Genomic DNA, 21,957 nt, shown 5'->3' with positions numbered 1-21,957 from the left:
CACTCTCGTTCAAGACGTCGCACCACTGACGCCCGCCACGATCGCTGTGGCCGTCTCCGCGTGTCGCAGGTAGCGCGTGAGCGCATGTGGATCGCCACGTCCGTTGTCGACACGGAAGTCCTCGTGCGCAAGTGGTTTGAGACCATTGCCGCCGGTGACTACGTCCCAGTCGTCGTACACGTTGACCCAATGCACCGCACCCATGTTCGACCCTGCGAACTTGGCCTCGAGGGCTCGGCGCACAGTGGCCAACCCCAGCGGCGATCCCAACGTCACCAACGTCGAGACCTGTGGAGCCATGCCTCGGCGCAGCAGGTCGTAGGTCACCACGCTGCCCAGCGAGTGACCGACCAGGACCCGAGAGTCGGCACCGACCTCGTAGAGGACGTCCTGGCGGATTACCTCCCCCGCTCCTTCCCGATGTAGGTAGGCGTAGACCTGACGCAGCACCCCTACCCGCAGCACACTCGTTCCACCGCCGAATCGTCGGTCGATTGCGGCCATGCCCCTCAACAAAGCCGGCGGAACAATCCCTGGAGGACCCAGCGTCGCCCTGGTCTCGTCCAACTCGGTCACATCCGCGTTCGACGTCTCCCCCAACCCCTCTTCCAGCGCGGATACGATGAAGGCTTCTTCTTCGGGGCCTAAATCTTCGGGCTCCTCGTCCGGACCTAGATAAGGCGAACCCTCACGAAAGAGCCAACCATAAAACGCTACCGCCAACGTCGGCATCGGACCACTGCGCCAGGCGTTCGCCATTCCCAACGAATCAGCCCACAACCTGAACTGCCTTTCCCGTGTTGAACGTTCCTGTGCGATCCCATGTACGCCAACCACCTCCGCCACGACACCTCCCGCTCCACCGACAGTGAGTGTTCCGACCCATTAAATCTGATCGCAAATAGCTAGCTTGCCCTCCGCCACGTCAAAAAAGAATCTCGACATAGCGACGGTGTTCGGAAAGAGAAATGGTCGGCCTCCGTTCATCTGTCGTTCATCTGTGGACAAACATGCAGGTGCGCCAACTTAACTGAGACACGCGGTGCGGGATGCGTCAGATCAAATGAGACCGCCACATCAACTGAGACGGAACTCGTGCGAATGCGCGAGACGGGCAGCGGTCACGAAAACCTTCCCAAGAGCGCCCGCCGCAACTTGCGCACGATGTCCTCCGCCGAGTGACGCTTGCGTCCTGCCATGTTCCTCATCGCCCTTCTACGCCCTCACCACCAGGGCAATCAGGACTCTAAAACCGGACCGATCTACGGGGGACACGCCACGCCGATAACTCGCACTACTGTCAACCTGGCCTGGCAGCCAGCCCCGCCCGGTTCCCCCTACCGGTGTTCGGTCTCGATGAAGTTGGCCAGTTTCTCACTACATCTGGCCATCTACGGCGCGGCGCCCTTCGTCTCAGTAAAGCTGGCCATACGTTCGGAAGATGCCGATCAGCGCGAAACCACCTTAGGTCGTTGCCGGCGAACGGAACGGATTCGGACCCGGGTGTTGCAGCGGTTCGACGGTCAACAGTAGGACGATTACCGGATCTCCGTAGCCGATGACGTCGGAGTCGAGGTGGATCAGCTCCCTGCGAAAAGGCCAACTCTATTGAGAATCGGGCAACCGAATTCTTCTCAGAATTCTTGGCCTTTCCGCAGGTCACGATGGCCAGCATTAACGAGAACGGACAACCGGCGGCCCGCCGCCCGCCGCCACGGTCAGTGCGCCGTGGAATCTTGCAGCGGTCGTCGACCGACTTTTCGCCCACTACCGTCGGCGACCACATCATCCAGGCGGTGGTCCCTTGCGGCAGTCGGCCGCTGGAGAAAAATGACCCCCCCACGGCGGAACCGGTGTGCGGGTGGCCTCATGTGGGGGGGAATACGTCTACTAACGTATCACCCGTGCCAGATGTGTCAAAGGAAGGGGTCGCGGCGGCCGGCCTACAGGCAAAACACGTGTCAAAGCAACGCCTGGCTACCTACCTTGCAGCGACGCACAACGACGAACCAAAGGCCCTCGCACTCTACGCGTGGGGGCGGCGGCTGTCGGCAGCCTTCTTTCACGACATCTCTGTCCTCGAGGTCGCTCTCCGAAACAGTCTCGATAGCGCGCTCGCTGAAAGTCACGGCGACAACTGGTTTCGCCTCAGCTCGGCTTTGTTCGACCAACGAAGCTACAGGCAGATCGCGGAGGCTTGGGATCGTCTTCCTGCGAAATTCCACAGTTACCAAATGGCTGAGGGCAAGATTCGCGGGCGATTACTTGCAAGCTGCATGTTTGGCACCTGGGTCGCGATGCTGGACGTCGGGGGTGTCACAGGACTGGAGGGTCCGTGCGGCCGCGCGAATCACGATGAAGTCTGGACTCGCGATGTGTTGATTCGAGCCTTCCCTGGCGCCAACAGAGAAGCCGGAGCGGCTGACCGCACAAAACTCGACCGAGCCTGGGTCCACGAGCAAGTTCGCGAAGTACACGTATTGCGCAATCGAATCGCCCACCACGAGTCCCTGGTTAAGGGCTATCCAATCCCGGGCACCAATGACGAAACGTCGACTCCTGTGCGCCGCACCGCTCAGGAGGGTCAGGCAGCCTGCATGCGTTTGGCTCGAATGATCGACAGGGACCTCGCTCAGTTTCTCGAATCGTCATCCACAGTCGCAGATATCCTGATGCAGGACCCCCGAATCGGTTGGGGTTTCGTCTGAGAACTCTGGCTGTCGCAACCAGGTAATCGTTGCCGCGGGGATGTTTAGATGTTGCTGCGCAACAGTCGTCGTCACTGAGTGCTCGGTTCGGGGACGCTCATCGTGCCCGGCAACCGCCGACGTCATCGAGTCCGGTGACAGCGAGCGGGAGGAGGATCGATCCGATCCCTGTGGGTTTTCTGCACACAGTGACCAGATCCACGCGCGCCCCTACACCTGCAATTCCTCTCTGCTTCATCACGATTCACATGACCGCTCAATCATGGCTGATGTAAACCAGACGAAAAACGGGATGTTCGGGAGACTACTTCTTGGCGGCCGTCAGTTTCCTGCGAGATGTGTCGGCTGCCGCCGCCGGTGTCTTCTTCTTTCGCGTGAGCTTCTTCTTCGGTCTAACGGTCACTTCTGGCGACGTCGTGCCGTAGAGCGCGGGGCCGGTCACGCAATACTCGTTTCGAACGCGGTCCGCGGTGAATGTCCGGGTTGGGGACGTCGAAATCGGTTTGCGTTTCACCGTCAATAGCTTTGCCTCGACCAGTTGTTTGGTGCCGCGCGAGCGCGTGGCGGGCGAGAGTCCGAAGCGGCCCTCGAACACCGAGGTGGCCCACCAAACGGGTGCTCCGGGTGTTGACTGATCGACGAGAACGGCAAGGAGCATCGCGATCGCCGGAGCAGACAGGGTCTGCAGGCTGCCAGTAATCCAGAGGTCATCGGGCACGTGGAAGTACCGGTCGCCGGCCGCTCCGCGCGGCGGTATGTACGGATCCCCGTTGCCGGATTCGTGGAGCAAGGTGAGCTTAGGGGCGGCACCGGGTTGCGCGGTGCTGTCGATCAGTTGCAGGCTCGTCAACGTCTTGACTGCATCGCTCACCCGACGAGCGCCGCGTCCACTGGGGTCGGGCAATGCAAGCAGTTCCGCCCACCGACGAGCCGGGATGGCAGTCGCAAACGGCTCCTTAGCGCTGCGCCACAGCAGCGACAGGTAGAGCTTGAGCGCCACGTCGTGGCCTCGACCACCGCCACTCACCAGCTTGGCCAGCGGCGCCGACTTCTGTCCCCCAACATCGCGCACAAAGGTCGATCGGACCGGTGCACTCCTGCGCCTCCCAGATGTCTTGCGGATCTCCTCTGCAAGCGTACGAGCGAGATCGAGCCGCTCGTCCACCGACGCCACGGTTGCTGACATGTTCCAACCTCCCATCCATGTACTCGTATACTGGAAATAGATGTAGTCCTCTATAGGTCTATACGCAAGGGTAGTGTCACATCGTCAACAAAACAAATAGCACATCATCAACAAACGTGATACTTGATCGTCTTAGAGCGGCCGCTCCGACTCGCACCACACACTTGAATTATGTCGAAAATATGTTGGCATGAGCCGAAATTGGGCAAACGAATCACATGCTCCCGAACACCATCGGGTCATCAACATCCTGATGACCCACTTCGGCAGCAGAGGTGGTGGCGCCCAGTCGTATGGCGTGCTATTGTCGACGTCAAGCCGGAACAGTCGAGCGGATCAATTTCGTATACGCGCTCTTCCGACGGGACGGACGGTCCTCGCAGTTCACGAGGGCAGCCGATCGTCCCCTCCCGGCCCGTAGCCCCGGTGCGGCCTGGAAACCGCCCGGGGTTTACTCATTCTACCTGCGGAAACGCCGATCCATACGTCGCACCGACACACACCAACAAGTCCCCGTACTACCGCAGTGGCATTGCCTTTGGTCCAAGGTAGCCGAGGTGCGTCCGACGACTCCCGACCACCGCTCTACGGGCAGCGATCGCGCACTACCGTTAGGGTCACATGGCACCGACGATCGAGTAACGAGTGTGACTGGCCGTGGAACGAAAGCGCCTGTCGAAGTCGTGGGGGGCGACTATCACCATCAACAGCGGATGGCCGAGATCCGCCAGCGGCTCATTGACCTGGCCGGCGAGCGGGTCGAGGCGACAGAGAGTCAATGAGCAGGCCGTCCGAAGGTCATGGAATACGAGGAGAGCGAGCCCGGACACCGAGGAAGTGGAATCGGCGCATATCGATCTCCGTGCAGCGATTGCCAAGCGTAAACCTCGCAAAGAAGAGCAAGGATAAGGTGCCGGACTTTGATCGGCAACGGAGAGTTCTGGACCAAGGACGAGTGCCGCAGGTTTGCCGGTCGTTATTCCGGCAGAGACGCTGCGACACCGGGGTGTCCGGATGGCGGCGGTCAAGTCGGGTGGACCATCGTGACGCCTTCCTCGTGGCCGCTTTCATCGCCGCGATCGTGCTCGTCGCTTGGCCCAGCGAGGAGCACCGCACCGCACACCTGAAAAGGGAACGAGCAAGAGCCGGATCATCGAGTTTCGGCTGAAACTGACTCCGCGGCGACCCACCGATATTCCGCTTCTGTCAACCCACCGGGGTACCAGTACGCCGTCATTGCGCGCGATCGTCGGCGGGAGCGAACATGCCGAACCGGTCGGACCCAGCATGGAGCGCATCCCCTAGCCCACGGGGCCGCGAGCCCGAGCGCTCCGACACCGACCAGGGTCATGACGCTCCCCCGAACGGGTTCACCACTTCCCCATCGGTTGTCACCCGACAGCCGCCGTGCCGTGCTGGATGCGGATGAGATGCTGGTCGGCATGTCCGTCGTGAAAGTGCCCGTATACCAAGACATGCTGTGGCCGACGCTGCAGGCCGTCATCGCGCTCGGCGGGTCCGCGTCCATCGAGGAACTGGACGCGGCGGTGATCGAGCGCGAGCACTACCCGCGGGACATGCAGGATGTGTTGCACGGGGACGGCCCGACCACGGAGATCAAGTATCGACTCGCCTGGGCGCGAACATACCTGAAGGGCATGGGTCTGCTGACCAACAGCAGGCGCGGCGTGTGGAGCGTGACCGAACGCGGCAGGGCCACGCCGGAAAGTCAGATCGAGCCGTTGCGCGCCGGCTACATCCAAGCGGTGCGGGACAACAAAGGCACGAAGCAGCAGACTCCCCCACCACCGGCAGCGGCACCGGGCACCGAGCCCGCGACGGTCGATGAGCACGACGCTGATGACGTGCAGTGGCAGGACCAGTTGCTCGAGGTCCTGCTCGCCATGTCGCCGGCGGGCTTCGAGAACCTGGCGAAGCGACTACTGCGCGAGTCGGGGTTCTCCAGCGTGATCGTGACCGGCAAAAGCGGCGACGGCGGCATCGACGGCATGGGCGTCCTGCAGGTGTCGCTGCTGAGCTTCCCGGTCTACTTCCAGTGCAAGCGGTACCGGGGCAGCGTCGGATCGGCGTCGGTGCGTGACTTCCGCGGTGCCATGGCCGGCCGGGGCGAGAAAGGTCTGCTGATCACGACCGGCTCGTTCACCAAAGACGCCCAGGATGAGTCCAAGCGTGATGGCGCGCCGCCCATCGACCTCATCGACGGCGACAAGCTGTGCCAACTCCTCAAAGACAACGCGCTCGGTGTCGACACCCGCGAGCGGGTCGTCGAGGACATCACCGTGAACCCCGAGTTCTTCACCGCGCTCGAGCCTCGCTAGGTCCACGGTTGCCCGCGCTCAGCGCATCGTGCGACCAAGGCACCCCGTGTCGACGGGGGAGGTCGACCGACCAACTCATTAGGGACACCGGCCCTAATCATCGCCGATGTCGACCCCGTGTGCGGCCACCGCGAACTGTTACCGTCTCGACCGGACAGAACGACCAGGAAAGGACGCCGAGTGGCCACAAGAAAAGTTCTTCAGGTAACCGACGACTTCGACGGCACGGTCCTGTCCAGCTACGAAACCGTGCACTTCGGCATCGGCGACACCACCTACGAGTTCGACACGACACCCCAGCGCGCCGCCGCATTCCACACCGACCTGCTGACCTACCTCGAGGTGTCCCGGCCGGTCCACCACAGCCACGCGACACCACCGAAGACCACTCGAGTCCCGGCCGCCGGCAGTGGACCGACCTCCACCGAACAGAAACGTGCGATACGGGACTGGGCACGCACCAACGGATTCCGCGTCAGCGACCGAGGTTGCATTCCCGGCGACATCGTCGAGGCATTCGAAGCCGCCCACAACTCAGCCGGACACTGATCGGGATCATGGCCATGCCAGCAGACCCCGATCAGTGTCCGAGCTGAGCTATGCCAGCTGCGCGAGGCCAACGCCACAAGCTGTAACCGTCATCGACGGTAACCGTCATGCTCTGACCTGAGAGTTCCGGCTGGTCGTCGGACCGGAGAGCATTGAATTGATATGTCGGTCTGCGGGAGTCGGGGACGGATCAGACGGACTGGATATTTACGGATAAACCTTGACCCCGAACGACAACGATGAGTCGTGAAGCTCGACCGCCATGATCGCTGGATCACCCTCTATCGCGAACCGGACCACCGTCGCGATGGCGTCCCCAGGGTTGATCCTCACCCGGTCTCCGATACCGTCGCAAAGCTGGCATTCAAACCCACCCTCCGGAATAGGACCAGTTTGTGGCGGAAGGTTCCTCAGTAATCTCTGATTTTCTGGGTCGAAGTCGTGAGAAATGTCGTCGGTGTTTCCCACGGCCACCGCCACCTTGGCGTAGCCGTTGTTGCACACTTCTATTGCGCTGACGATGAACGCCAAGTCACCGTCCCGCACCTCCTCGCCGATCCCGCCTGACTTGTTCCACGCATCAGATAGAGAGTCTTTGAGGCTGTTCTCTTGCACGAAGTCATTCCGGCTTGGGTTGGGAGCCGCCGGGGAACAGGCGTTGCGATGATGGTTGACGATGCCTACGGCCCCGATCAGCCCCATCGCGGTGGCGGCAGCGACGCCCACGGCGGTGGCTCTCATTCTGCGGGATGAGTTCGCCCACCAAGAACTACTCGGGGAGGGCGCACCCAGTGAAGGTGGCGGGGAAACGAGAGCCGTTTTGCCTGTCGGATGAGCCGGAGCGGCGGCGGATGAATCCGAAACGTCAGTCGCCTCGGCAGTCGCCGCCGCTGCGGGCTCCTGTGCACCCCATGTGCCGCCCTGCCAGTACCGGCGACCTCCGCTACCGGCAGGATCGGGATACCAACCCGGCGGCGCTGTTGACGGCAAGGGTTCGGCCGGTCCCCATGTGTCGCCGTCCCAGTACCGACGACCACCGCCGCCAGCGGGATCGGGATACCAACCCGGCGGTGCTGGCTGTGTGGTCATATCGCCCCCGATTGTGTGAGAAGTGTTCAACGTTGACGGCTGTGAGGCTAGCTGTCGACTTCCTGTGGGCCGCTAGCCCCCCTCGTGAGCCCAGGCCGACCCACTCGTGTGTCGGAAACAATCGCGTGTGCGTGCCCAACATTGACCGGCGATCTTCGATTTGTCCTGTCCGAGTCCCACTGTCCGCAGACACAGTCCGGAAGTTGGTGCGTTGACCAGATAGACCGTCACGGTTTGGGCTGATGGACGCGATCAGGTGCTTAACCAAAGGGCGATCAGGCCGGTGTGACTCCATAGTCGAGGTACATTAGTAACGTACTCGGTACAAAGTACGTACTTCTGATCGATTTCTCAGGTATTATTGGTACGTATCGAGTACAAGTTCTGAACCTGACCGAATGGGAGGCTTGACTGATGCCGACACGACGAGACGTCACGACAGCCGCGATCGCCGACGCGTTCGCGACGCTGACCCGGGAGGGCCGCCCGGTCACGGTGCGGGCGTTGCGCGAGGAGGCCGGCGTCGGCACCGATGCGGCCCGCGAGTGGCTGGCCAAGAACCGGCCAGCCCGCGACGTGCCGACCGTGCCGACCGAGGTCCTCGCGCCGGTGTTCGCGCCGCTGTGGTCGGCGGCGGTCGCCGCCGCGCGTGATGAAAACGCGGAATCGGTGGCCGCGGAACGAGAAGCACTGCTGACCGCGGAAGCTGCGGCGCTTCAGTCCGCGGAGCAGGCCATCGCCCGCGCCGACGCCGCCGACGCCCGCATCACCACGCTGACCGCCGAGCTCGAGAAACTGCGCACCGATCTCGCAGCGAGCATCGACCGCGCTCAAGCCGCGGAGGCGGCGGCCGCGACTGCGCGTGATACCGCGGCCGCCGAGATCGCCGCCGAACGCGATCGAGCCCGCACCGCCGAGCAGACCGCGGCCGCCGCTCAGGCCACCGCCACCACGCTGCGTGAAGTCGTCGACACCCTCAACACCCGGGACCGAAGTGGCAAATGACGGGAGCTGCTCGACCGCATCGCCAACATGTGTCGGCAACACCTTAGAACTAGACCCCAATTGCTTAGTGGGACTTGCTGTTAGACCGAGTTCAATTCCTGGTATTGCTGGTTGAGGGTATCGAAGTCCTGGGTTCGCGTGTGGTCTTCGTGGGTGCGGCGGACGGTGTCGGCGAGTTCTGCCCATCTGTTGATGGTGCTTCGGTGTACGCCGATGATCTGGGCGGTCGTGTCGCGGGGGAGGCCGCGGCGGTCCAGGACGAGGGTGTGCGCCACTGTCTGTGCATCGTGTTTGACGCGACCGGTGCCGCAGATGCGGCGTGCGAGTTCGAGGTCGTCTTCGGTGATGTCGATGTCGATGTCGATGTCCGAGACGTTGACCTGCTGGGGGTCCCCTTCCCAGTGCTCCGTAGTGCTGTCGTCCTCGTCAAGGGTTGTTTCGGTGCGGGCGATGGCCTGAGCTTCGTGCCTGATGCTCTCTGTATCATTCGGCGCTGGCTTGTCGGGTTTGCCCGTCGGCGGGGCTGTTGAGTTCGTTGAGTTCTCGGTGGCGTGGGGCGTCGGATCGTCGATGCCAGCCGGCGGCTCGTGCTGGGTCGAGGCTTGAGCGTGCCATAGGTGGACGATCAGTCCGTGTGTGCTCGCAAGGAGTGCTAGTGGTGCAACGACTGCGATGGCGGCGGATACGAGGGCGGGGAGTTCTCCCCTGCCCACGACCAGGGCGTGGTAGCCGTTGCCGAGCACGCTGATGGTGCTGAAGAGCACGAGCATCGAAAGGTGGTATCGCCGGCCTTTCGAGTCGCCGCGCCGGGTCGAGTACACCAGTAGCAGGGTGGACATGATGATGTATGCGTCGACCACGATGGGCAATAGCCATGCCCATCGTTCGGGGAACACGCCGGCCATTGTGGCCAGCTCCCATAGGGCGAAGAACGAGAGTGTGAACGCGGCAGTGGCAATGACGACGGTGAGTACCGCCGCGAGAAGTGCGGTTCCGCGCATCGCCGGCTGAGTAGCATGAATCAAAGGTCACAGCTCCTCTGTGATCGAATGGGTCCTGGCAGTGCCGCAATCACTGCCAGGACCTCTGGGGTGTATACCGACCAGCACGCAGCTAGCTCAGCTAGCTATTGGTGCTAGCAGCCGTGTTTTTTGAGGTATTCGTCGAGGGCCTGGTCGGTGATCGACTGCAGGCTGATGCTGGAATCGCCTGTCTCATACCGCAGTTTGCTGACCGCCCGGAACGCTCTTTCCTTGACGCTGGGGCGAATACGGACGTTGTGCTGCTCTGTCATCCGCTCCTCTTGCGTCCGGTCTGCCGTACTCCGCGCGGGAGGTGGCGACACCGGTGGCGCGTCGCCAGCCGAGGTGTTCGGGCTTGCAGGTTGCGGCCGCTCCGGTAGATCTTCTCCTGGGTGCCGGTTGCGGCCGATGGCGGGTGTGCGATTCACGGAACTCACGCTGTCTCCTTCACACTCAGATCAAGTTCTCCGAGAAGGTCGGTGTACGCCAGCTGTAATGCGATGGCTCGGCCACCCCGGAACTCGTGGATGGGTGTGTGTGCGCTGTGCGCGTCTTGCCGGGCGGCGAGTTCGGGAATTGCTGTCCTGGCGACGAGGTCTCCGTACACCTCGCGCAGTTCTTGTTCGCGATAGGTGTGCTCGCCGGTGTTCCGGCGGCGACTGAGGATGATCTTGTCGAACGTGAGACCAGGATTGGGCCGCCGGACGACGTTTCGGATGGTTTCTTCCAGGTTCCCCACTCCACGCACGCTGTCGATTGTCGGCTCGGTGACGGCGACAACACCGTCGGCCGCGCAGAGCACTGCGAACAGGAGCTTGCCCAGGCTTGGCGGGCAGTCGAATAGCACGAGTGAGTAGGGCGAGAGATCGACGCCTTCGAAGGCGACGTCGAGTCGGAAGATCAGGTCGTTCGCGCCATCGGCCTCGATGTTGGCGAGTGCGACACTGGCGGGGATGAGGTCAACACGATCCCACGGCGTTGCGATCACGGCATCGGCGGCGGTCCCCTCCTGTGTGCGTGCCATGAGATCGAAGGACGTCAGAGTGTTCTCGTCCACGACGACATTCAGCCCGGTCGTCGCGTTTCCTTGCGGATCCATGTCGACAACGAGTACGTGCTTACCGGCGGCGCTGAGAGCGGACGCGAGGCCGAGCGTGGTCGCGGTCTTGCCCACTCCCCCTTTCTGGTTCGCGACGGCGATCTTTCGTGGCTGCATGTGCGGTCGTCCCCTCCAGTTACTCGGTTCAGCGAGCTAGCAAAGCAAGCACAGCGAAGCTAGCACCGCTAGACAGCCAATCGTGGGACGCACGCCGAGCGTGTCTAGCGTTGCTAGCTATCACCGTTGTCTTACGTAGCCGAGCGCACACCGCTAGCGCAGCGAGGCGCGCTCGACTAGCGGTGATAGCTAGGTAACCGCGCAGTGCTGCGATAGCTAGCGCAGCAGTCTTGCGGTACATGTAGCTAGCGCGTGCACGTAGCTGCAGTAAATGCCAAATAAAAACCGAAATTGAAAACCCGAAGAACCATCTTGACATTGGGCTTCCCTAGCTACGCGCGCTAGCTACGCTAGCTACTCTCGCCTGCAATGCGATGCCTTTTCTCTCTTGGCTCGTTGCAGGCAAACAACGCTGCGACGGCCGAAGAGAACCGTTGGTGTCCGCCAACGTGCTACGCAACCTAGGTAACCTAGGTCTGCTAGCCCAGCGGGTAAAGATAGCTACGCGTTCTCACTTGGCCGCACACCAGAGGGGGTCACCGTTTGCCGTGCCTAGTCGAGCGCACACCGCTAGCGCAGCTCGACTAGCGGTCATAGCTAGGTAACCGCGCAGTTGCTGCGATAGCCAGCGCAGGCATCATGAAGTCGTTCTGGGAAAGATGCGCAAACACATCAATCGAGGTCAGGCCTGGGATTGACAGGCCCGTCATCCACACCTCATCAACACGGATTGCAGTCCTAGCTACGCGTGCTAACCCAGCTAGGTCCACCGACAGGCACCCAGAACGGTTCGCTGGACCGAAACCCTGGCGTAGCTAGGGGCCGTCCTGCTGGGGTACCCGCCGGCGGTGCCTCGATGTGTGGCGGGACGACCGCCGCGCATCGGGGAAAGGCAACACCGTGGCCGTAGCGTCGGAGTGCGTCAACCGTTCTCGAAGAATTTGTAGACCGCGTTTGCTGCGCGCCTGTTCGGACCTCGTTTCCGAATGCCAGCACCGTCTTTCAGCGACAACCCGTGCGCTGATCTGTCGCGATCTGTCCGTTGCACCGCAGGCACGCGCGGCCACATCAAGCGTGGAACCTGGGGCTGCCTGCCAGAGGGTGCCCCGCCCTCGGCCGCTCCTCGTGACCAGGCCGAGGGTTTCCAGGGTGTGGAGGTGCTGGAGCAGGCCGTGGGAGTGGTCACCGGCCGGGGTACCCGTGGTCCTCGCGAGGGCCTTGGTGCTCACCGCCTGGCCAAGGGAGGTCAGCTGGAGCCATGTACGGCGAATCTTGTGCCCGACCTGCCCCCAGAGGGGGTGGGGGAGGGAGGTGCGGGCGGGGGGACTTGTGACGTCATGGGCCCGATCCCCCCGGTAAATGCGAGGTGGCACCGTAAGCGTGTACAAATTCGCGCGCCGCGGGTTATTGGCCGGCCACCGTTCGACCAGGGTGAGAACGCCCCTACGCGCCAGTTCACCGAGCGTGCGACTGGCGGTGCCGTCGGAGAAGTGCATGAGCGTGTTCAGGTCTCGGCGCGCGATCGGCCGAGCGTGGATACCGTGTCCATCGGCGAAACGGTGGTAGATCAGGGCGGCGGCGGTCGCGGCGAGATCGGCTTCGGGCCACCACGTGAGTTCCTCGAGGACTGCGTCGATGACCGCCTGGTCCGCGACGGGGATCTCCGGTTGGTGTGCGCGTGCGCGCCGCACAATCGAGTTCCAATGACTCTGACAGGCGTCCCAACGCATCGGGCCACGTCCACCACGCTTGCGGTGGGCCTCCAGGTCGCGATCACGGAACTTGGTGAAACACGGCAGCCGTTCGTACCACCAGCGTGCCGCAGCAAAGGACCGCAGCCCATGTCGCCACAACCGCCAGGCGCCGTCCGTGGCAGCCAACGAACGATCAGCACCCAGATCGTTGAGGACGTGCCAGTCCTCGGCCGACAAGGGAGTCCGTGCTCGCCACGCTCGGGGCGCCTCCCACTGCAGCCCACTGGCCTCGTCCTCGGCAGCAGCGTGGTCGTCGAGCCGTGGGGCAGCGATGGTCGGGCGGGGAACCCGCTCGGTGTGCGGAAGCTCCTCGAGGGCAGCAGCGGCGCGGTGGGCGGCCGCGATCGCGGTAATAGGTGCGAGGGTGTGTTCATCGACAGCGACACACGGGGCGTGGCCCTTGAGCGACACACTGCCGGGCAGACGGATCGGCTTGCGACCGCGGACATCGATACCCGCGGTCTCCGACAGAGCAGGCCCATGCCGGCGGCGCAGGTCCTCGACAAGGCGCAGGAGGTACTGCATCGCCAGATCGGTAGGGCAGGCCAGCGCCACGTGCAGACAGTCGGGTCGACCCGACGCGGCACAGTGCGCGACGCCGGCCCCGACGTCGGCAGCCGCATCCCGCAAGGTCGGCCACACAACATCCGCGCACTCGTCGATATCAAGCACCAGCAAATCAGCGCGCAGTGGCGCAACGACCGCCCACGCCGCGTGACCAGCGCCAGCCCGCTCGGCTTCACTCATCAGCGCGCCGGCATCACCTGAATTGACCTTGATCGGCTTGTTCGATCGTGCGGTGGGCGCCAGCGCATACGCGACCGTGCCCGGCGCCAGAAGGAGCCGGTACAACTCACACCATTTCGACTCCACCGCAATGGAGTCGAAATCCGACACGCTTGAGTCAGGTGTAGCGGCGCTCTGAAAACGCACGCTATCCTGAGACCAGTCCGGCAAGACTGTCCCTTCGGGGTACTTGAGTGTGAGATTCCCGCCTCGCACTCACAAACTTCACGAGCGCCCCCGGTTCCCGCCGGGGGCGCTCGTCGTTTAGTTAGGCGCTACTGCGCAAGTCCAGAACCTCCTTCAACGGCGGCACACCAGGTATCGGCTGGCCGAGGTCATTTGCGACCAGGGCGCCCAGGTAATCGACGACGTACATGCCGCGCGCCTTCGCCGCAGCATGGATCGTCGCCCGCAACACCTTTGTGGTGGACAGGCTCAAGTTCACGAGGTCCTCACCGGACGGATCTTTGCGTGGGCGACCAGCCATAGGGACTATTCTGCCCAGCAAGAATGCCGACCGAGGTCAGCGACACGCCGAAAAGAACCGAACATAATGCACATCGTACGTGCATGTTCGGTTCATACTCGGTGGGTATTGGCTAGCTTCAGTGGTGAGCAGACACAATTACATGGCTTCTGATCGTTTCGGCGAGCTCTGTCGGGTGGGTCTCGGGCAACCAGTGACCTCCGTCGAGCTCAGTAAACGAGAGGTCGCTGACGACCTTCGTTGTGCGCTCGGCGACAGCGCGATTGAAGAACAGATCTTCGTTGCCCCAGATGTACTGGGTTGCTGGCGTGTGGGCGCCGACAGGAGGTATCGGTCGTGCTGGTGGCCGGATCTGCTCCACGAGCATCTGGCGGTACCAGTTGAGCGCGCCTGTGGCGATGCCCTTTTGGTTCATGAGGCTTTGGTAGTAGCTGGCCCGCTCGTCTGGCAGACCTGTGGCAGCGATGAGCTGGGCGAGGTGGTGTCGTACCACGAACTCAGGAAGAACGGGGAGGGCGATGGCGGCCATGTACCAGCTACGGAGTAGTTGGCCTGTGTGTGTGCAGGCCCACGCGAGCGCACTCGGATGAGGCGTTGAGACGATGGTCGCCGAAGTCATCCGGTGAGGGTGGGTCTTTCGCATCGTCCAGACCAGAGAGCCTCCCCAGTCGTGTCCCACGATGTGGGCTTGCTCGAGGGCTTGTGCGTCGAGAAGGGCCAACACATCTCCGACAAGGCGGTTAACTCCATAGGAGGATCTGTCGCGGGGGCATGCGCCCGGCGAATACCCACGCAGGTTCGGCGTGAGGACGCGATGGCCTCCGCCGGCGAGCTCGGCGGCAGTCGCGCTCCAAGAAGTGGCGTCCTGGGGAAATCCGTGTAAGAGGACGATAGGCTCGCCGGTCTTCGGGCCATGTTCGGTAACCTGAAACGTCAGCGCGTCCGAGGTGAAAGTGGGCACGGTGGGTTTGGTCCTCTCCATGAAGGGGCGGGCCTGGCGCGTGTATGCACCTAGACTGTCAGAAATCGGTCGCCAGGGTCGGTACGGTGTTTTGGGGGTTTCGTGGAGGATTTCACGTATGTCAAGTTGGGCCCTTCCCAACGTGCGGCGCCGAAAGGCTACGCCCAACAGGGTTGAAGCGATTCTCGCTGAGGTTCCGGTCATCCCGCCATGGACTGTCGATGAGTTCTGTGCGTGGCTTGAAGCTCGGTACGAACGTGCTGTCGTGTTGTCGCCATGGCAGACAGAGGCGCCCGAAGCAGGAGAACCCGGGTCGTGTGGGCTGCTGTGGGTGACGAAGAGTGCCTTCGTGATCAACTACGACGACACCCGCAGCGAGCGACACCAGAGACAACAAATATTCCACGAGATCGGTCATATTCTCTGCGATCACCAGGGGGATTCCTGGAATCCGGACTCGATGGCCGCGCTGGCTGAGGGCCTGGACATAGAGATGGTCGAACGGGTTCTGCATCGCAGTGTCTTCGATTCGGAGGAGGAGACTACCGCCGAGCTCGTGGGCACGCGCCTAGCAGTGTTGAGCCGAAGCCAGCGTGGAGATGGGCGGTTTGATCGAATCGCGAGCGCGTTCTTCGAGCCGGTGAAGCAGTGACACCGAGTCAAACGTTGGTGGACCAGACGACCACAGTCGTGCCCACCTCGGTCATCGGCCCTGTGCTGGCCGCAGTTGTCGCACTGATTGCGTATCGGATGCTGATCATTCGAGATCGCCGGCCTACGACCACCGCCGCGCACTGGTACGCAGCATTTATCGTGCTCTACGCCGTGCTACGAGTGCCGGAGGTTCAGCACTGGCTAGACGAGCTGTTTGGCCTCGACCTCTCTGATGTCCGGCTTTTGGGTGCAATGTTGCAGGTGTGCTCGGCGTCCGCTCTACTGCTATTGGGCCTTCGATGGCGCTCGAGAAGTGGTTTGACAGCGCGGTGGGTATGGCTGGCCATTGCGACCGGCTGCGCCGCAATCTGTGTCGTCTTGATCGCAGTGAACGAGCCGCTACGTTCAACCGGACTGGCGGTGGAGCAGCTCAGTAGTTCATGGCGCACCGGCGCGTACCTGACACTGCACAGCTTCATGTTCATACCAGCCGAACTCGTAATAGTGGTGACGCTCTGGCAGATGGCCAAGTCGGCCACTTGTTGACCGTCGCCGAGGATGACGACGATGGCGTCACTGTGGATGCAGACCTGATTTCGGGAGTTGGTCTGCATGGTGACGGGGTGATCGTCGCCGAGACGCGATGGTCGTCATAGTGACGGCTACCTGCGGGCACGACGATGGTGCCCCGGGCGGACGCGCGGGGCATCGGAGGGGTCAGCCAGGTGGCGCCAGAAGCCGACCGCGGGTGTACATCCCGATCAGGGTCCACGGCGCCTCATCAAGGCCGTAGCGGTGGTGGTCCCAGTAGGCCGCCGCGGCGAGCAGCGACAGCGCGTGGTGCAACATGTTCCCTTGGTAGCGCAGCGTGGTGAACGTGTCGGGGTCCAGGGCGAGCAGCTGCTCGGTCCCGGCGCGTGCGAGACGGTCCATGTGTGCTGGCGGTAGTCGACGAAGCCAGCGGCGTACGGTGGACAGCGGCCGTCCCATGGTCGCCGAGATGCTTCGGTGTCCGAGTCCATTTGCCCTGTGCAGCAACGCTGTTCCGATCACTGCGGTGGTGTCGGCGTGACGTGGCTGCAGGGCGGCGGGCATCACGATATGTGTCGCAGAGCAGGACCGGCATCGGGTGCGGCGGGGGCGAACGGTGATCGTGGCGTCGTCGTGATCGCGTACGGTACGCCGCCGGCCGTAGCCCCACGAACTCAGTTGGCCGTCGCGGCACAGCGGGCAGCGCAGTTCGCCGGCAGCGAGTAGTTCCTCGGCCAGTTCGCCGGTGCGCGCGACGATCACCGCAGACCCAGTCCATGATGCACCAGTCTTACCTATCACCCGTGGGCTGGCATAGGGGTCAGTTCGTGTTGGGCGACACCACAATCGACGCGGCCGCCGTCACCGACTGTGACGATCTCGGGATTCGGCATCGCGCCGGAGCCGAAACGGAGTCTCGACGAGCAGAGCAGCATGGGTCCGTTGGTGGGCGCGCTGATGATGCAGACCACCGCCGTCCCCGACACGGGCCGTCGACAAACTCAATGACGATGACCCCCGCCGTGGTCGTCACACAGCGAGACGGTCAACACCACTTCGGCCCGCCGGCTCCTAGTTTCTCTACTGTTGGCTGCGATCGCATTCAGCATCATCAACGTGATGCAAGTGATGGGCAGTGCATGGCTCATGAGCGCAGGCATTGGTGGGTCGTGGACCGAGCCGCGTAGCGCCCTGAGAAACGACGTTGCCCTCTACCCAACCCTCTTGCCCTGGTTGCCCGTAGGTATTCCAGCGGTGATCGCTGATGTGCGTCGTCGTACCGGGTTAGAAAGGGGCCCGCAAACTCGGATGGCTCAGCTCCGACCACTCTGGGAACATCTCACGAATATTGCTCCCGCTTACCGGCTCGCGGAGTTGGGACCAGACGACGGACTCCCAAGCGAAGCCGAGCGAGAGCATCGCATGAGAATCGAGCTCGAAGACATCATCTTTGCAGTCTCGCGGTGGCTTCCAGCCGGGACTGTGTGGCCTGAGGGGGCTCGCGATCGAGCGGCAGTGCTACACGAGGCATGTGAGGAGTTCAGCCAAACCTGTGGACAGCCCGCAGTTAGGGGTAGCGCACTGTCATCACCACTGTGGGCAGTTCACGACGATGAAGTAGACGACGTCGCCCGCGCATGGGCAACGTTGCAGCCGCGCGGACAACAGCTAATCTGACGAAGCCTGTGGCCGTTTCGTCATAGCTGCGAGAGCCGCTCGCAGCTTATGAACAAGCCTCGGATCCTGGTCAACATCTCTGGTCGCAATATGTTGCACTCCGAGGTCTCGAGCTTCTATGAGAAGTGCGAGACGCTCGTGCATGACGAGTACTCGATCGATGTCCGCGGCGGCGACCGGGTCGGCAAAGTATCCATGATCTCGAATACCGAACACCTGGGCGAGAGGCTCGACCAGCCCCACCGGCACTGCGTTAATCGTCCCATCCCGCAGCTCACGAATCAGCTGCTCAGAGATCTCATCTTGCAAAGTAGCCGACACCTGGTCAGCTATTTCTCGACTTGTCAGCGGTGATTCACTGCGCGAGTGGGCGAAATCGACCGCTCGATTAAGTCGCTCCTTAAGCGGTGGGATCATCGGTCTCCTCGTTCGGACTCCAAAGCCTTTGCGAACCGCCGTTCGTAGCGTTGCTGGTCTTCATCTGTCGTGGTCTCGTACCCAGCCAACCATCGAAGATACCGAAGGTCATCGATATCGGCTTGTGTGCCCGCCGTTGGTGGAGACCGAAGGTGGTCGTCGAGAACTAGGATGAGGTCGGACAACGTGTCATCGCGCCGAGCAATCTCAGTCTGTCGAATGATCCATGCGCGGGTGATGCGGTCGATTGCGTGCCTAAGTTCGGCAACGGAGCTAGTGAGGTCCGTTGTAAGGGCGGGCAGTTCATCGAGAGCCCGCCCCTTGCGTGTTAGATCCGCTAAGGCGTCGGTCCGAAGTATCACACCATGATCGATTGCGGTGACCGGTTGCGCTGGCCGGCGGCGCGTATCAACTGGCATCGCCTGTGGCTGTTCCGACGCGTCTGACGGCAGCGGAGTGGGCTCACCCCCTTGAAGCGCACGTCCTGCGCTTCCTGCCGTCCATTTAAGCGCTCGATCAAGCTTGCCGAGCGTCACGAAATCCGGACGTGCGGTATGTCCGCGCTCGAGCTTTCGCACAGTGAGATCGCTTGGGCCACCCGCGTCGCGCACATCAGCCTGCGACATCCCTAGCTCCTGACGCCGAGCCTGCACGATTCGACCGAAACGAAGGATGTCTGCCACGACCCGAACCTTATGCTGTCCGCCCGCTCGATTTTGCAAGGCGGCATGGCGCACCTCTGGCGCGCCCTTTCGACTTCGGCATACATTCGGTGTATCTTCGGTTCTACTACTCATGCAGACATCACCGTGACTTAAAGTGAAGCGAATATATACCGATACTTGTCCGATTATGTCATCACCATGACTGCGCAGGTGGGGGCGGTGCCTAGCCCATGCCTAGCCCCGGTCACAGAGATAGCGGCCGACCTGGAGAAGAAGGGAGCGGTTGGCACTGGTGCCGCCCAGCAGGGTCGTGGGTTCGGGCCTGGTGGTGGCGGCGGGTGCCAGACGGCCGCTGGGCGTTGAGCTTTGCCGTTTCCGCGGCTGGGTCGGCGTGGTGTCCAAGAGTCCGTTTCGACTGTCTTGGGCAGCTTCATATGTAGCTGTGCGGGCGGTCATCAGTTGAAGGAAGTCGCTGCATGATCAGGTTTCGGGTGGTGCCCGCGGCGGGTGCCGCGGTGATGTCGGTGGTGGTGGTGGCTGGCCTGGCGGTCGCGCCGGGGACTGCTTCGGCGGCGCCGGTGTGTGCCCCGCTGTATGTGGTTGGTGTTCCGGGGACGGGGGAGACGTCCCCGACGGGGTCGACTGATCTGTCGTCGGGGATGTTGGGTGCGATTACTCGGCCGTTGGCGTCGTTGGCGGGGTCGCTGACGAAAGATGTTGCCGTTCCTTACGATGCCGGTTTCGGTGGGGCGGTGGGCGGCGAGCTGCCGTATGCGCAGTCGGTCGCCCAGGGCGATACCCGTCTGGCCGCGACGTTGACGCAGATCGCACACAGGTGCAGCACCGCGCAGTTCGCGTTGGCGGGTTATAGCCAGGGCGCGCAGGTGGTGTCGATGGTGGCCAAGAAGATCGGTGAGGGTGCGGGTCCGATCGACGCGTCCCGGGTGGCTGGTGTTGCCTTGTTGGGCAATCCGGTGCGGCAGGCCGGCGCGCCGACGTTCGCCGGCGGTAGTGACCGTCCGGAGTCTCCACCGGGCGGCGGTTCGGGGTCGTTGGCGAATATTCCTGCGTTCCGGGCTCCGACGGCGGCGGGTGGGGGGATTGGTCCGACGGCCGACACCGTCGGGGGTTATGGCCAGCTCGATGGGCGGGTCGGCGATTTCTGCACTCCCGGTGATCTGGCGTGTGATGCGCCGTCGAACTCGCCGCTAGTGCATCTGGTCACCAACCTGGCGGGGTCGAGCACGCTCGACCAGAAGGACCCGGTCGGCACGCTCGCCTCGATCGCCACCGCTCTGGGGTCGACGGCGATCAAGGCCGGGGTGGACGTGGTGAACGAGGACGTGTCCGGTGACACCGTCGACTCGCTGTCGTACACCCCGTCGGTGCCACTGTCGCAGCGTCTGGCCACGGCGTCGGACCCACGGACCCCGATGCCCGGGATCAGCGACGCCGTGACCGCGTTGTTGAAGGTCGGCACCATCGGTTTCAACGCGGTGGCGACCGTGGTGCAAACCGTGTTCACCCCCGACACGATCGCCCAGATGGCTGCGGTCGGGCTGGCCAATCCTGCGGCGGCGCTCGGTGTTCTGGCTGCCAAGATTCCCGCTGCGGTGGTGGCGCTGGTGCCACCGTCGACGGTGTCGCGGTGGGCTGATGAGGCGTTCGAGGCGGTGAAGACCGAGGTCACCGCCAACAGCGATTTGTTGGATCTGACCAATCTGGTCTCCTACTGGAACGCCGGCACGACCCACCAGTCCTATGGTCGGGCGTCGGTGTCGGCGGCGACACCGAGCCCGGCGCTGTATATCGCGCAGTGGTTCGCCGCGCTGGCCCATGACGCGGCCGGACAGTATTCGTTCCGGCCGTACCGCGCCGACGGAATCCTCAACTACGACACCAGCTCCGGGGTGTCGGAGTCGTCGGTGTTCAGCCCGTCGGTGCCGCCGCTGTCCACCGCGCCCACCTCGCCTACCTCGTCGCCCCCGCTCGACCCCGGATCGGTCGGCGACGGCTCGTCCTGGGTTCCCTCGGGCGGTATCACCGCCGGAGCCCCGACCACCCCAGCACCCACCCCCACCGCCGACCCGTCGACGACGACCTCGTCGGCATCGAACTGAAACGAGGAGCATTCCTGTGTCCCTGCACCACACTCAGACCCACCGGGTGACGACGATCGCCGTGGCGACGCTCGCGGCCGCGGTGCTCGCCACCGGGGCGGCCGGAGGGGTCCTGGCGGCCCCGCCCGGCTCGGCACCTCCCTCGACCGACACGGCTCCCGGCACTGCGCCGCCCACCCCGACCCCCCCACCGGCTCCGGCTCCGATGGCGCCGCCGTCGTCGGGTCCGAGCATCATTCCGCCGCCGACGTATGACGCACCACCGGTCTATGAGGGCACCTCGGACTACACCCCGCCGGTGTACTCGGGACCGTACAACCCGATTCCGCCGCGGTTGACCGCGCCGCGGCCGGTGACGCCGGTGAACCCGGTGCTGCCGCGGCCGGGCGTGATCAAGCTGGGCAATCTGCACTTCCCCCAAGGCATGATCTCCGACGCCGATGCCCGCAACCTCAACGGCCAGGCGGCGACCATCCAGGCGCGGGTCGCGACCTATTACGAGTCGATCGGCTACCCCAAAGACCAGGCCGCCCGCACCGCCGCGTCCACCACCCTCGGCATCCTCGTGGGCGGCACTGCCGGGGCGATCGCCCTGGGTATCCCGGTTGCGGTGGCCGGTGCGGTGCTCGGCGCCGGTGTCGGGGCAGCAGTCGGTGCGATCGCCGGCGCAATCCTGGGCGGCGTCGGGGGAACCCCGATCGCGCCGGGGCCGGGAACCGCTGCCGGGGCTGCGGCGCTGGCGGGTCCGGGCGCGTTGATCGGCGGCGGCGTGGGCGCCGGGGTGGGTGCCC

At 63.4% G+C, this 21,957-nt stretch carries 19 protein-coding genes and 1 pseudogene; 9 read left to right on the top strand and 11 right to left on the bottom strand.

The window, feature by feature from the left end:
* Window positions 1–9: 9 nt before the first annotated feature.
* The gene (locus GORHZ_RS29350) at window positions 10–504 is read right to left on the bottom strand and encodes an alpha/beta hydrolase family protein (protein WP_051998704.1); all 495 of its coding nucleotides are present in this window, start codon (window positions 502–504) and stop codon (window positions 10–12) included.
* A 1,400-nt stretch (window positions 505–1,904) separates the two neighbouring features.
* Between GORHZ_RS29350 and GORHZ_RS00420 the strand changes: the two genes are divergently transcribed.
* The gene (locus GORHZ_RS00420) at window positions 1,905–2,708 is read left to right on the top strand and encodes an Abi family protein (RefSeq protein ID WP_157204994.1); all 804 of its coding nucleotides are present in this window, start codon (window positions 1,905–1,907) and stop codon (window positions 2,706–2,708) included.
* Window positions 2,709–3,012: 304 nt separating this feature from the next.
* Here the strand turns inward: GORHZ_RS00420 and GORHZ_RS00415 are convergent, their stop codons facing one another.
* Window positions 3,013–3,894: a hypothetical protein gene (locus GORHZ_RS00415; RefSeq protein WP_157204992.1), complete on the bottom strand. Its 882-nt coding sequence runs from the start codon at window positions 3,892–3,894 to the stop codon at window positions 3,013–3,015.
* A gap of 1,430 nt (window positions 3,895–5,324) precedes the next feature.
* Between GORHZ_RS00415 and GORHZ_RS00405 the strand changes: the two genes are divergently transcribed.
* Together GORHZ_RS00405 and GORHZ_RS00400 are read left to right on the top strand one after the other, a co-directional pair.
* Complete coding sequence (locus tag GORHZ_RS00405; RefSeq protein ID WP_040529513.1) at window positions 5,325–6,233, top strand: restriction endonuclease; 909 nt, start codon at window positions 5,325–5,327, stop codon at window positions 6,231–6,233.
* A 180-nt stretch (window positions 6,234–6,413) separates the two neighbouring features.
* Window positions 6,414–6,782, top strand: coding sequence for a histone-like nucleoid-structuring protein Lsr2 (locus GORHZ_RS00400; protein ID WP_006329191.1), 369 nt, complete (start codon window positions 6,414–6,416; stop codon window positions 6,780–6,782).
* Window positions 6,783–6,989: 207 nt separating this feature from the next.
* Here GORHZ_RS00400 and GORHZ_RS32365 read toward each other — a convergent pair whose 3' ends face one another.
* The gene (locus GORHZ_RS32365) at window positions 6,990–7,871 is read right to left on the bottom strand and encodes a DUF2510 domain-containing protein (protein ID WP_083877146.1); all 882 of its coding nucleotides are present in this window, start codon (window positions 7,869–7,871) and stop codon (window positions 6,990–6,992) included.
* Window positions 7,872–8,285: 414 nt separating this feature from the next.
* Between GORHZ_RS32365 and GORHZ_RS00390 the strand changes: the two genes are divergently transcribed.
* The gene (locus tag GORHZ_RS00390) at window positions 8,286–8,876 is read left to right on the top strand and encodes a DNA-binding protein (RefSeq protein ID WP_006329182.1); all 591 of its coding nucleotides are present in this window, start codon (window positions 8,286–8,288) and stop codon (window positions 8,874–8,876) included.
* An 80-nt stretch (window positions 8,877–8,956) separates the two neighbouring features.
* On the opposite strand, the gene GORHZ_RS29345 is transcribed toward GORHZ_RS00390, so the two are convergent.
* The 6 genes from GORHZ_RS29345 to GORHZ_RS00365 all read right to left on the bottom strand — a co-directional run bounded on the left by GORHZ_RS29345 (window position 8,957) and on the right by GORHZ_RS00365 (window position 15,102).
* Window positions 8,957–9,877 (bottom strand): DUF2637 domain-containing protein, encoded by a 921-nt coding sequence (locus GORHZ_RS29345; RefSeq protein ID WP_051998703.1) that lies wholly within the window; start codon window positions 9,875–9,877, stop codon window positions 8,957–8,959.
* A gap of 134 nt (window positions 9,878–10,011) precedes the next feature.
* Entirely contained in the window at window positions 10,012–10,335 is a 324-nt protein-coding gene (locus GORHZ_RS30645; RefSeq protein ID WP_040529490.1) for a hypothetical protein, read from the bottom strand.
* Window positions 10,332–11,114 carry a ParA family protein gene (locus tag GORHZ_RS00375; RefSeq protein ID WP_006329176.1) on the bottom strand — a complete coding sequence of 261 codons (783 nt, stop codon included), beginning with the start codon at window positions 11,112–11,114 and terminating at the stop codon, window positions 10,332–10,334. Before GORHZ_RS00375 ends, GORHZ_RS30645 begins: the two co-directional genes overlap by 4 nt.
* Before the next feature lie 815 nt (window positions 11,115–11,929).
* On the bottom strand, window positions 11,930–13,720 hold the full coding sequence (locus GORHZ_RS00370) for a hypothetical protein (RefSeq protein WP_157204989.1): 1,791 nt from the start codon (window positions 13,718–13,720) through the stop codon (window positions 11,930–11,932).
* A gap of 202 nt (window positions 13,721–13,922) precedes the next feature.
* Window positions 13,923–14,141 carry a hypothetical protein gene (locus GORHZ_RS30640; protein WP_006329170.1) on the bottom strand — a complete coding sequence of 73 codons (219 nt, stop codon included), beginning with the start codon at window positions 14,139–14,141 and terminating at the stop codon, window positions 13,923–13,925.
* Window positions 14,142–14,259: 118 nt separating this feature from the next.
* A complete protein-coding gene (locus GORHZ_RS00365; protein ID WP_006329169.1) occupies window positions 14,260–15,102 on the bottom strand; it encodes an alpha/beta fold hydrolase in 843 nt (280 codons plus the stop codon).
* 349 nt (window positions 15,103–15,451) lie between these two features.
* On the opposite strand from GORHZ_RS00365, the gene GORHZ_RS29340 reads away from it, so the two are divergent.
* Both GORHZ_RS29340 and GORHZ_RS00355 read left to right on the top strand, forming a co-directional pair.
* On the top strand, window positions 15,452–15,754 hold the full coding sequence (locus GORHZ_RS29340) for an ImmA/IrrE family metallo-endopeptidase (RefSeq protein ID WP_157204986.1): 303 nt from the start codon (window positions 15,452–15,454) through the stop codon (window positions 15,752–15,754).
* Between the two features lie 17 nt (window positions 15,755–15,771).
* A complete protein-coding gene (locus GORHZ_RS00355; protein WP_157204984.1) occupies window positions 15,772–16,302 on the top strand; it encodes a hypothetical protein in 531 nt (176 codons plus the stop codon).
* Window positions 16,303–16,473: 171 nt separating this feature from the next.
* Here GORHZ_RS00355 and GORHZ_RS29335 read toward each other — a convergent pair whose 3' ends face one another.
* Entirely contained in the window at window positions 16,474–17,049 is a 576-nt protein-coding gene (locus tag GORHZ_RS29335; RefSeq protein WP_006329164.1) for a DUF6431 domain-containing protein, read from the bottom strand.
* A 357-nt stretch (window positions 17,050–17,406) separates the two neighbouring features.
* Here GORHZ_RS29335 and GORHZ_RS32125 point away from each other — a divergent pair, with 357 nt between their 5' ends.
* Window positions 17,407–17,964 (top strand): DUF6545 domain-containing protein, encoded by a 558-nt coding sequence (locus tag GORHZ_RS32125; protein WP_373279548.1) that lies wholly within the window; start codon window positions 17,407–17,409, stop codon window positions 17,962–17,964.
* Window positions 17,965–18,377: 413 nt separating this feature from the next.
* Here GORHZ_RS32125 and GORHZ_RS00340 read toward each other — a convergent pair whose 3' ends face one another.
* Window positions 18,378–19,064 carry a helix-turn-helix domain-containing protein gene (locus GORHZ_RS00340; RefSeq protein WP_245551315.1) on the bottom strand — a complete coding sequence of 229 codons (687 nt, stop codon included), beginning with the start codon at window positions 19,062–19,064 and terminating at the stop codon, window positions 18,378–18,380.
* Window positions 19,065–19,522: 458 nt separating this feature from the next.
* Between GORHZ_RS00340 and GORHZ_RS00335 the strand changes: the two genes are divergently transcribed.
* Together GORHZ_RS00335 and GORHZ_RS00325 are read left to right on the top strand one after the other, a co-directional pair.
* On the top strand, window positions 19,523–21,166 hold the full coding sequence (locus GORHZ_RS00335; protein WP_006329160.1) for a cutinase family protein: 1,644 nt from the start codon (window positions 19,523–19,525) through the stop codon (window positions 21,164–21,166).
* Between the two features lie 16 nt (window positions 21,167–21,182).
* Window positions 21,183–21,957: pseudogene (locus GORHZ_RS00325) on the top strand (hypothetical protein); the annotation flags it as partial.

The sequence above is a fragment of the Gordonia rhizosphera NBRC 16068 genome (assembly GCF_000298195.1).
In the GTDB taxonomy this organism is placed as follows: Bacteria; Actinomycetota; Actinomycetes; order Mycobacteriales; family Mycobacteriaceae; genus Gordonia; species Gordonia rhizosphera.
This window is presented reverse-complemented; position numbering and strand designations above follow the sequence as displayed.